The sequence below is a fragment of the Vreelandella sp. ssv genome (genome assembly GCF_059448525.1).
Genome location: NZ_CM182545.1, coordinates 159,536 through 171,773, shown reverse-complemented (window position 1 = coordinate 171,773; position 12,238 = coordinate 159,536). Strand labels below are relative to the sequence as shown.

The following is a 12,238-nucleotide window of genomic DNA, read 5'->3' as shown; positions in this document are numbered from 1 at the left end:
AGGCCAGACCTGGCACTTGAACTTAGGACTTAGGACGCTTAGTACCGTATTTAGAACGACCCTGACGACGATTTTGAACGCCAGAGGTGTCAAGGGCGCCACGAACGGTGTGATAACGCACACCTGGCAAATCCTTTACACGACCGCCACGAATCAAAACGACAGAGTGTTCTTGAAGGTTGTGACCTTCACCACCGATGTAAGAAGACACTTCAAAGCCGTTGGTCAGGCGCACACGGCAAACCTTACGCAGGGCCGAGTTAGGCTTCTTCGGGGTGGTGGTGTAAACGCGCGTACATACGCCACGTTTTTGCGGACAAGCCTGCAGCGCTGGCACGTCACTTTTCGTGACGGGGCGCTTGCGCGGCTTACGCACTAGCTGATTAATCGTTGCCATGGTGTTTAGCTGACTCCAATGGTTGCCTTGCCTTTTAACAAATACGTGCAGCGGATGCGGGCGCACCCACCCCACTGTTAAAGGCTGCGCATTCTAAAGGCTGACCCTAGGTTTCGTCAAGCCTTGCCGGCGGTTTTACCGGCAAGGGGACGCTTTTTCAGGTCAGCTATTCGTTTTACTTACTCATGCTTACTGCTTTGAGTGCCAGCCCTACAGCTCGTCATCAGAGTCGAGTGCGGTCAACTGGGCACCGAGCTCCTGTTCGACTTCGGTAGCCGAAGGATTGAACAGTTGCTCAACGTCTTCGCGCTTGCGACGACGCTCTGCGTGGTGAGTCAAACCGGTACCCGCCGGGATTAGACGTCCAACTACCACGTTTTCTTTCAGGCCGCGCAGGTAATCGCGCTTGCCGGTGACCGCCGCTTCCGTCAGTACGCGGGTTGTCTCCTGGAAGGAGGCCGCAGAGATGAACGATTCGGTAGCCAAGCTGGCCTTGGTGATACCCAACAACATACGTTGATACTTGGCTGGGAATTTTTTCTCTTTTTCAAGACGCTCGTTCTGCTCCAGCACGCGCACAAGCTCAGCTTGGTCGCCGGTGATGAAATCAGAGTCGCCTGAATCAGTTAGCTCTACCTTACGCAGCATCTGACGCACAATCACTTCGATGTGCTTGTCATTGATACCAACGCCTTGCAGACGATAAACGTCTTGCACTTCGGCAGTGATGTACTTGGCGAGTTCCTCAACACCCAATAACCGCAGGATATCGTGGGGGTTGCTCGGGCCATCAGAAATCACTTCGCCCTTCTCGACGGTTTCACCTTCGAAGACGGCAATTTGACGCCACTTCGGAATCAGCGCCTCGAATGGATCGCCTGATTCTGGGGTAATCATCAAGCGACGCTTGCCTTTGGTCTCTTTACCAAAGCTAATGACACCGCTGATTTCCGCCAGGATAGACGACTCTTTCGGCTTACGCGCCTCGAACAGATCAGCAACCCGCGGCAGACCACCGGTGATATCTTTGTTCGCAGAAGCTTCTACCGGAATACGGGCGACGACTTCACCCACGCCGATCGTCACGCCATCGTCGACCGAGATAATCGAGTTGCCAGGCAGCAAGTACTGCACTGGGGTATTCGAACCGGACACAGACACGTACTCACCCGCGCTGTCTTGCAGCATGACCATCGGACGCTTGTCGCGGCCTGCCATCGGACGTGCGGCTGACTCGATAACCTCAATGGAAGACAAGCCGGTCATCTCATCGACGCTACGGTGCATGGTGACACCCTCGTCAAGATCGATGAACTGCGCCTTACCTTCTACTTCGGCCACGATCGGATGGGTGTGCGGATCCCATTTGGCGACAATCGAACCGGCATCCACAACATCGCCATCACGTACAGAAAGCTCGGCACCGTAAGGCAGCTTGTAGTACTCACGCTCACGGCCGTGGTCATCTGCCACTGCCAGGGCGCTTGAACGCGATACCACGACCAGTTTGCCGTCTGCGCGTTCAACGTGCTTGATGTTGTGCAGACGAACCTTACCGCCGTGCTTAACCTGTACGCTATCAACCGCAGAAGAACGCGATGCCGCACCACCGATGTGGAACGTACGCATGGTCAGCTGGGTACCCGGCTCACCGATGGACTGTGCAGCGATAACGCCGACGGCTTCACCGATGTTGACCTGATGCCCACGCGCCAAGTCACGACCATAACAGGAGGCACATACGCCATGCGCTGTCTCACAGGTGATCGTAGAGCGCACGATGATCTCGTCGACACCCATGGTATCGAGCTCGGCACACCACTTCTCGTCGAGCAGAGTACCTTTAGCAAGCTGCACTTCACCGCTGCCCGGATGAATGACATCCTGAGCCACCACGCGGCCTAGTACACGCTGGGAAAGCGGTACAATGATGTCACCGCCTTCGATGATTGGGTGCAGCGTCAGGCCATTTTCAGTACCACAGTCAACTTCAGTGATGACCAAGTCTTGCGCTACGTCTACCAAGCGACGCGTCAGGTAACCGGAGTTGGCCGTTTTCAGAGCCGTATCCGCAAGACCTTTACGTGCACCGTGGGTCGAGATGAAGTACTGAAGTACGTTCAGACCTTCACGGAAGTTAGCAACGATCGGCGTTTCGATGATCGAGCCATCCGGCTTGGCCATCAGGCCACGCATACCGGCAAGCTGACGAATCTGAGCAGCAGAACCACGCGCACCAGAGTCGGCCATGATAAAGACGCTGTTGAACGAATCTTGCTCAACCTCGTTGCCATCACGATCAATAACGGTCTCTTTAGAGATACCTACCATCATCGCCTTGGCGACTTTGTCGTTGGCCTTAGACCAGATATCGATAACTTTGTTGTACTTCTCACCAGCAGTTACCAGGCCAGAAGAGAACTGATCTTCGATCTCTTTCACTTCGGCTTCCGCCGCGTCAACGATTTCGGTTTTCGCTTCGGGGATAACGAAGTCGTTAACACCGATTGACGCACCGGACCAAGTAGCCAGACGGAAGCCGGTATACATCAGTTGGTCAGCGAAGATAACGGCCGGTTTCAGACCAGCGCGACGATAGACTTCATTGATAAGACTGGAGATCGCCTTCTTCTTCATCGGCTGATCAATCAGCTCGAACGGCACTCCTTCCGGCAGAATGCGGAACAGCAGTGCACGGCCTACCGTCGTATCGTAAATACGGCGATGGAAGCTGCGTGCGCCAGTCTCTTCTTCAACGTCGATCTCGTCTAAACGCACTTTAACGCGAGCGTGCAGCGCTACTGACTGCGTACCAAACGCGCGCTCCACCTCATTGAGGTCAGAGAACACCATGCCTTCGCCCTTGGCGTTGATCTTTTCGCGGGTCATATAGTACAGCCCCAGAACAACGTCTTGCGACGGTACGATGATCGGCTCGCCGTTGGCAGGCGACAGCACGTTGTTGGTCGCCATCATCAGCGCACGGGCTTCAAGCTGGGCTTCCAGCGTCAGCGGTACGTGTACCGCCATCTGGTCACCGTCAAAGTCGGCGTTGTAGGCGGCACATACCAGCGGGTGCAGCTGGATCGCTTTACCTTCGATCAACAGCGGCTCAAACGCCTGGATGCCCAGACGGTGGAGCGTAGGTGCACGGTTAAGCAGTACCGGGTGTTCGCGGATAACATCGGCGAGGATGTCCCATACTTCCGGCAGCTCGCGCTCGACCATTTTCTTGGCAGCTTTGATCGTTGAGGCGTAGCCCAGCGACTGCAGCTTGGAGTAGATAAACGGCTTGAACAGCTCAAGTGCCATTTTCTTGGGCAGACCACACTGGTGCAGACGCAGCGTCGGACCTACGGTAATCACCGAACGGCCCGAGTAGTCGACGCGCTTACCCAGCAAGTTCTGACGGAAACGACCCTGCTTACCTTTGATCATGTCGGCAAGCGATTTCAGCGGACGCTTGTTAGAGCCCGTGATCGCGCGGCCACGACGACCGTTATCCAGCAACGCATCGACCGCTTCCTGAAGCATACGCTTTTCGTTGCGCACGATAATATCCGGCGCATTGAGATCAAGCAGACGCTTCAGACGGTTATTACGGTTAATCACACGACGGTAAAGGTCGTTCAAATCAGAGGTCGCGAAACGGCCACCGTCAAGCGGTACCAGCGGACGCAGATCCGGCGGCAACACGGGCAGCACTTCCATGACCATCCACGCAGGCGCATTGCCGGAGTGGTAGAACGCCTCAAGCAATTTCAGGCGCTTGGAAAGCTTCTTGATCTTGGTTTCAGAGTTGGTCTGCGGAATCTCTTCACGCAGGTGGTTAATCTCTTCTTCCAGATCGATGTCTTTCAGTAGCTCCTGGACGGCCTCAGCACCCATACGGGCGTCGAAGTCATCGCCGAACTCTTCCAGCGCTTCGAAGTACTGCTCGTCGTTCAACAGCTGACCACGCTCCAGCGTGGTCATGCCTGGGTCGATAACGACAAAGCTTTCGAAATAGAGCACGCGCTCGATATCACGCAGGGTCATATCGAGGAACATGCCGATACGCGACGGCAGCGATTTCAGGAACCAGATATGCGCGACCGGTGAGGCCAGCTCAATGTGCCCCATGCGCTCACGACGCACGGCGGCTTTGGTTACTTCAACGCCACACTTCTCACAGATAATACCGCGGTGCTTCATGCGCTTATACTTGCCGCACAGGCACTCGTAGTCTTTTACCGGGCCAAAAATTTTGGCGCAGAACAGACCGTCCCGCTCCGGCTTAAAGGTACGGTAGTTGATGGTCTCAGGCTTCTTCACCTCGCCAAACGACCAGGAGCGAATCATGTCCGGCGACGCAAGGGTAATCTTGATCGCGTCAAACTCTTCGGACTGAGACTGCGATTTGAGTACTTTCACCAAATCTTTCATGTGACGGCTCCTAGCTCTCTAACTCGATATCGATGCCCAGCGAGCGGATTTCCTTCACGAGTACGTTGAAGGATTCCGGCATGCCTGCCTGCATGGTGTGGTCGCCATCCACGATGTTTTTATACATCTTGGTGCGGCCTTCGACGTCGTCCGACTTGACGGTGAGCATCTCTTGAAGCGTGTATGCGGCGCCGTATGCTTCCAACGCCCACACCTCCATCTCACCGAAGCGCTGACCACCGAATTGCGCCTTACCACCCAAGGGCTGCTGGGTAACCAGCGAGTAAGAACCGGTAGAACGCGCGTGCATCTTGTCGTCTACCAAGTGGTTAAGCTTCAACATATACATGTAGCCGACGGTAACCGGACGATCAAAGGCGTCACCGGTACGGCCATCGAATAGGGCCATCTGACCCGACTCTGGGATGTCAGCAAGCTTCAGCAGGTGCTTGATTTCGTGCTCTTTGGCACCGTCAAACACCGGCGTGGCCATCGGCACACCCCCTTTGAGGTTCTTCGCCAGCGCGATGATCTCATCGTCGGTCAGGGAATCGAGGTCTTCAACACGCGTACCTTGCGTATTGTAGATCTGCCCCAGGAAGTCACGAATCTCGGCCACTTGCTGTCCGCGCGCATCGCGCAGCATGGCTTCGATCTTGACGCCCAAGCCGCGTGCTGCCATACCCAAGTGGGTTTCCAAAATCTGACCGACGTTCATACGCGACGGTACGCCCAGCGGGTTCAGCACCACGTCAACCGGCTCGCCCTTCTCGTCAAACGGCATGTCTTCGATCGGCATGATGGCCGAGATAACACCTTTGTTACCGTGACGACCCGCCATCTTGTCGCCTGGCTGGATACGACGCTTAACGGCCATGTAGACCTTGACGATTTTCAGCACGCCCGGCGCGAGATCATCGCCCTGGGTCAGCTTGCGCTTCTTATCTTCGAAACGCTCGTCCATCTCTTTACGACGGTTTTCAAGCTGCTCGTCGGCCTGAGCCAACAGCTCATTGTAGGACTCATCCTGCATGCGCAGTTTGAACCACTGCTGGCGCGGCAATTCATCCAGGTACGCTTCGTCGAGAACATCACCTTTCTTGAGGTTCGGTCCGCCATTAACGCCCTGACCATCAAGGGTGCGCTTTAGACGCTCAAACGTTGCGTCTTCAGCAATACGATATGTCTCTTGCAGATCCTTACGCACTTCATCGAGCTGCGTACGCTCAATGGATAGCGCCCGGGAATCTTTATCAACGCCGTCACGGGTGAACACCTGAACGTCGATGACGGTGCCTTTCATGCCGGTCGGGGCACGCAGAGAAGTGTCTTTAACGTCAGACGCTTTCTCACCAAAGATGGCACGCAACAGCTTCTCTTCTGGCGTCAGCTGGGTTTCACCCTTCGGTGTCACCTTACCGACCAGAATGTCGCCGGGGCCGACTTCTGCACCGATGTAAACAACGCCCGCCTCATCCAGCTTGGAGAGCGCCGACTCACCCACATTGGGGATATCGGAGGTAATCTCTTCCGAGCCCAACTTGGTGTCGCGAGACACACAGGTCAGTTCCTGAATGTGGATCGTAGTGAAACGGTCTTCTTGGACGACCCGCTCGGAAAGCAGGATCGAGTCCTCGAAGTTGTAACCGTTCCAGGGCATAAACGCGATGCGCATGTTCTGGCCAAGGGCCAGGTCACCCATGTCGACAGACGGGCCATCAGCGAGAATATCGCCACGCGCCACGTTGTCGCCAGGCCGCACGATGGGGCGCTGGTTCATACAGGTGTTCTGGTTCGAGCGGGTGTACTTGGTCAGGTTGTAGATATCAACACCGGCTTCACCGCCGATGATTTCATCTTCATTAACCCGCACCACGACACGACGCGCATCAACGGAGTCAATCACACCGCCACGATTGGCCACCGCACAGACACCGGAGTCACGGGCAACAAAGCGCTCCATGCCCGTACCTACCAACGGCTTATCAGCACGCAGGGTCGGTACCGCCTGACGCTGCATGTTAGAACCCATCAAGGCGCGGTTGGCGTCATCGTGCTCCAGGAACGGAATCAATGCCGCTGCGACGGAGACGACCTGACGTGGCGATACGTCCATTAGCGTCACTTGTTCAGGACGCATAAAGGTCGTTTCACCGCGGTGACGAACCTGAACCAGGTCATCACTTAGCTTGTTGGACTCATCCACCGCTGCTGACGCCTGGGCGATAACAAAGTCGCCCTCTTCGATCGCCGAGAGGTGAACGATGTCGTCGGTCAACTGACGATCCACCACTTTACGGTACGGCGTTTCAAGGAAGCCGTAGCTGTTAGTGTGGCTGTATGTGGCCAGCGAGTTAATCAGACCGATATTCGGGCCTTCTGGCGTTTCGATGGGGCATAGACGCCCGTAGTGCGTGGCGTGAACGTCACGTACTTCGAAGCCAGCACGCTCACGGGTCAAACCACCGGGGCCGAGTGCGGACACACGACGCTTGTGGGTAACTTCCGAGAGCGGGTTGTTCTGATCCATAAACTGCGAAAGCTGGCTGGAACCGAAGAACTCTTTCACCGCCGCCGCAACGGGCTTGGCGTTGATTAAGTCTTGCGGCATCAGGCCTTCGCTTTCCGCCATGGAAAGACGCTCTTTAACAGCACGCTCTACACGCACCAGACCAACGCGGAACTGGTTCTCGGCCATTTCGCCAACACAGCGAATACGGCGGTTACCCAGGTGATCGATATCATCAACGTCACCGAAACCGTTACGGATATTGATCAGCTCGCGCAGTACATCAAGAATGTCTTTGCGATCCAGTACGCCAGAGCCGGTGTCAGTATCACGGCGCAGGCGACGGTTGAACTTCATGCGGCCAACGCCCGACAGGTCGTAGCGGTCTTCGCTGAAGAACAGGTTGTTAAACAGCGTTTCCGCAGACTCTTTGGTCGGCGGCTCGCCGGGACGCATCATGCGGTAAATTTCGACCAACGCTTCCAGAGCTGAATTAGTGGCATCCAGTTTCAGGGTGTCGGAGATGAAAGAACCGCAATCAAGGTCGTTGGTGTACAGGGTTTCGATCAGCGCAATGCCACCCTGAGCCATACGCTCGAGCACTTCCGGTGAGATCTCGGTATTACACGGGCAGATCAACTCGCCTGTTTTGGAGTCGATTTGATCTTTGGCCAGGGTTTTACCGAACAGGTACTCCATCGGCACATCCAGACGCTCAAGGCCGGCTTTTTCAAGCTGACGAATGTGCTTCTGGGTGATCCGGCGACCCTCTTCAACGATCACATTACCTTCGCCATCCTTGATGTCGAAAGTAGCCGTCTCGCCACGCAGCCGCGACGGAACCAGTTCTACAGAGAAACCGGATTTCTCGATATGGAAAACGCTGGTTTCGAAGAACTCGGCAAGGATCTCTTCGGTGCTCATTCCCAACGCACGCATGAGAACAGACGCCGGCAGTTTGCGGCGACGGTCAATACGTACAAAGACATTATCTTTGGGATCAAATTCAAAGTCTAACCAGGAGCCACGGTAAGGAATCACGCGGGCTGAATAGAGCAGTTTACCGGAAGAGTGGCTCTTCCCTTTGTCATGATCAAAGAACACACCGGGTGAGCGGTGGAGCTGGGAAACGATAACCCGCTCAGTACCGTTGATAACAAAGGTACCGTTCTCGGTCATCAGGGGGATTTCCCCCATGTAGACTTCCTGCTCTTTAATATCTTTGATTGCTTTGTTCGAGGAGTCGCGATCATAGATGATCAAGCGAACCTTAACGCGCAGCGGGGCGGAGTAAGTCACGCCGCGCAGCTGGCACTCCTTAACATCGAACGCCGGCGTGCCGAAGCGGTAGCTGACATACTCAAGCGCTGCATTGCCGGAAAAGCTCTCAATCGGAAACACGGACTTGAATGCCGCGTGCAGACCGACTTCGTGACGCTCGTCGGGCGAACGATCTTGCTGGAGGAAGTCGTAATAGGAATCAAGCTGGATCGCCAGCAAGTAAGGCACATCCATCACTTGGGGCAGTTTGCCGAAATCCTTGCGGATGCGTTTTTTCTCAGTATATGAGTAAGCCATCTGTATTCCCCAGCTTGTTCACCATGGGTGACCGATGCGTGGTCATCGCTGCCCGGCGGGCTTCGTCAGACGCAGACAGCAAGCTCCTAAATCGGTAGCTCGCCGTCGAAAATCTAGTTCGATAACACTGTAGTCGATAACACTATTTCTACGTTTCCATTGCGACTGCTTTTAATGAAACACCAGTTGCAACAGAAAAAGGCCGGCAGCGGGATATCCCGCCGCCAGCCGTGGAAGCTTACGCAGCGCGTAAAGCCGTCCGCACAAGAATTACTTGAGCTCGACGGTTGCGCCCGCTTCTTCCAGCTTAGCTTTAGCTGCTTCAGCGTCGTCCTTAGACAGACCTTCTTTGATGGTCGCCGGAGCGCCGTCAACAGCACCTTTAGCTTCTTTCAAGCCAAGGCCGGTGATCTCGCGTACTGCTTTGATCACGTTAACTTTCTTGTCGCCAGCAGCGGTCAGAACGACGTCAAATTCAGTCTGTTCTTCAGCTACTTCGCCGCCAGCAGCCGGACCAGCCATTACGGCAGCCGCTGCAGAAACGCCGAATTTCTCTTCCATTGCTTCGATCAGCTCGACAACTTCCATTACGGACATGTCGGCTACAGCATTGATGATATCGTCTTTAGACAGTGCCATTGTTTCATTCCTAACTTTGCGGGAGTCTCGGTCAGCCGATGACTCAGGATTCATTGCTCGGTTCAGGCAGCGTAGCGATCAGATCGTTCACGCCGCCTGCAAGAAACGCTGCTTAAGCAGCTTCTGCTTCTTGCTTCTGGTCGCGCAGTGCGGCCAGAGTACGAACCAGCTTGCCAGCGGAGGCTTCTTTCATTACCGACATCAACTTGGCAATTGCTTCGTCGTAAGTCGGTAGGGTTGCCAGACGGTCGATGTCAGCAGCCGGAATCAGCTCGCCTTCGTAGGCCAACGCTTTTACTTCGAAGTCCTTGTTCGTTTTGGAAAACTCTTTGAACAAACGAGCGGCAGCGCCCGGATGATCAGTAGAGAAAGCCAATAACGTAGGACCAACAAAGCTATCGTTCAAGCACTCCCACTGAGTGCCCTCGAGAGCGCGGCGAGCCAGCGTATTACGAACAACACGCAGCTCTACACCATTCTCACGCGCTTGCTTGCGCAGATCGGTCATTTTACCAACCGTAACGCCGCGAGAATCAGCAACTACGACGGAGAGTGCGCCCTTGGCCGCTTCACTGACCTCGGCAACAATCGCTTTCTTGCCTTCAAGTGCTAGTGGCACAGTGATCACTCCTTCGTGCCGGAACCCAAGAAGGTCCCGGTGGTTACCATCTCTTTCCGCTCTTAATTGCAAAAAACTGCAATGCGGAAAGCCTTGGGGATGGTGCTCACCAGAAAGCTTTCAAGCTTAACCAACTGGCGGCCACACCATCTGCGCAGGCGCTTATGAGGCAATTAAGCCGCCCCTGTATATACAAAATGCTAAGTGTACATACTAAGCGCGGCACCTGCGGTCTTTGACGATGCCCCGGCCAGTGTTAATAACCAAACGGGGGACCGCAAAGTTCTTGCTCGGTTCCTACAAAAAAACCAACGATGACTCGCTTATGCGAAAGCAGAGTGATCGATTGTTAAACCCGGACCCATGGTAGTGGACAGAGTCATTTTTTTGAAGTAAATGCCTTTAGACGCGCTCGGCTTGAGGCGTTTAAGGTCAGCAACCAGGGCTTCCAGGTTGCCGTTAATAGCTGCCACGTCAAAATCCACTTTACCCAGGGTAGTGTGGATGATGCCGTTTTTGTCGGTACGGAAACGCACCTGACCCGCTTTAGCGTTTTTGACCGCAGTCGCCACATCAGGCGTTACGGTGCCAACTTTCGGGTTAGGCATCAGGCCACGCGGACCTAGAATCTGACCCAACTGACCAACAACGCGCATAGCGTCTGGCGAAGCGATAACGACGTCAAAATCCATCACGCCTTTTTTCACTTGCTCGGCCAAGTCATCCATACCCACGATGTCGGCACCGGCTTCTTTAGCGGCATCGGCATTGGCACCTTGAGTGAAGACCGCAACACGTACGTCTTTACCAGTACCGTTAGGCATGACGGTAGCGCCACGCACAACCTGGTCTGATTTACGCGGGTCAACGCCAAGGTTGATAGCAATATCAACAGACTCTTTGAATTTAACCGTAGACAGCTCAGAGAGCAGCGCTACCGCTTCTTCAATAGAGTAAGATTTAGTAGCGTCTACTTTCTCGCGAATTACCTTCGCACGCTTAGACAGTTTAGCCATGATCAGAGACCCTCCACGTTTAGGCCCATGCTGCGAGCGCTGCCAGCAATGGTGCGCACAGCGGCATCAAGATTCGCAGCCGTTAAATCAGGCTCTTTCGTTTTGGCGATCTCTTCAAGCTGCTCACGCGTCACAGTGCCAACCTTCTTCTTGTTCGGCTCACCAGAACCGGACTTGATACCCGCCGCTTTTTTCAGCAGCACGGCAGCAGGCGGCGTCTTGGTGACGAACGTGAAGCTACGGTCAGAGTAGACAGTGATCACGACTGGCGTCGGCAGACCCGGCTCAATCTCTTGAGTCGCTGCGTTGAACGCCTTACAGAATTCCATGATGTTCACGCCGTGCTGACCCAGTGCTGGGCCTACCGGCGGGCTTGGATTGGCTTTACCTGCAGCAACCTGCAGTTTGATATAAGCCTGTACTTTCTTGGCCATCGTTTATGCTCCAATTGGGTAATAGCGCCCGAAGGCTCCCCGGTACCAGCAAGACGACTATTGAGTCGTCTCACGCGAATCAAAACTTACTCTTTCTCAACCTGAGAGAACTCTAACTCAACAGGCGTAGAGCGCCCGAAAATCAGCACGCTGACCTGCAGACGACTCTTTTCATAATTCACTTCTTCGACAACGCCGTTGAAATCAGCAAACGGCCCGTCAACAACACGCACTGATTGGCCCGGCTCAAACATTGTTTTGGGCCGCGGCTTGTCGGTGCCATCTTTAACACGCAGCAAAATTGCATCTGCTTCGCGTGACGTGATCGGCGCAGGCTTCTCTTTCGTGCCGCCGATAAAGCCCATCACACGTGGCGTTTCGTTGACGAGATGCCATGTTTCGTCGGCCATTTCCATCTCGACCAATACATAGCCGGGATAGAATTTACGCTCGCTCTTGCGTCGCTTGCCGTCACGCATCTCGACGACTTCTTCTGTCGGCACCAGAATTTCGCCGAAGCGATCTTCCATACCGTACATTTTCACACGCTCAATCAAGGAGCGCATGACATGCTTTTCAAAGCCAGAATAAGCGTGAACGACGTACCAACGTTTGGACATG

Annotated in this window: 8 protein-coding genes; all 8 read right to left on the bottom strand. The window is 54.6% G+C overall.

The annotated features are described in order from the left end of the window. Positions 1-22 precede the first annotated feature (22 nt). A complete protein-coding gene (gene rpsL, locus AC5TBW_RS00775; protein WP_008959173.1) occupies positions 23-397 on the bottom strand; it encodes a 30S ribosomal protein S12 in 375 nt (124 codons plus the stop codon). Between the two features lie 210 nt (positions 398-607). Continuing rightward, positions 608-4,822, bottom strand: a complete 4,215-nt coding sequence (rpoC, locus tag AC5TBW_RS00770; protein WP_495510292.1) for a DNA-directed RNA polymerase subunit beta' — start codon at positions 4,820-4,822, stop codon at positions 608-610. Between the two features lie 10 nt (positions 4,823-4,832). Then, positions 4,833-8,909: a DNA-directed RNA polymerase subunit beta gene (gene rpoB / locus AC5TBW_RS00765; protein WP_495510291.1), complete on the bottom strand. Its 4,077-nt coding sequence runs from the start codon at positions 8,907-8,909 to the stop codon at positions 4,833-4,835. A gap of 270 nt (positions 8,910-9,179) precedes the next feature. After that, entirely contained in the window at positions 9,180-9,548 is a 369-nt protein-coding gene (gene rplL / locus AC5TBW_RS00760; RefSeq protein WP_008959176.1) for a 50S ribosomal protein L7/L12, read from the bottom strand. Positions 9,549-9,660: 112 nt separating this feature from the next. Then, a complete protein-coding gene (rplJ, locus tag AC5TBW_RS00755; protein ID WP_495510290.1) occupies positions 9,661-10,167 on the bottom strand; it encodes a 50S ribosomal protein L10 in 507 nt (168 codons plus the stop codon). 323 nt (positions 10,168-10,490) lie between these two features. After that, on the bottom strand, positions 10,491-11,183 hold the full coding sequence (gene rplA, locus AC5TBW_RS00750; protein WP_495510289.1) for a 50S ribosomal protein L1: 693 nt from the start codon (positions 11,181-11,183) through the stop codon (positions 10,491-10,493). A gap of 2 nt (positions 11,184-11,185) precedes the next feature. Then, positions 11,186-11,617 carry a 50S ribosomal protein L11 gene (rplK, locus tag AC5TBW_RS00745; protein ID WP_007112017.1) on the bottom strand — a complete coding sequence of 144 codons (432 nt, stop codon included), beginning with the start codon at positions 11,615-11,617 and terminating at the stop codon, positions 11,186-11,188. Between the two features lie 86 nt (positions 11,618-11,703). After that, a complete protein-coding gene (nusG, locus tag AC5TBW_RS00740) occupies positions 11,704-12,237 on the bottom strand; it encodes a transcription termination/antitermination protein NusG (protein WP_101147119.1) in 534 nt (177 codons plus the stop codon). Between the last annotated feature and the right edge of the window lies 1 nt (position 12,238).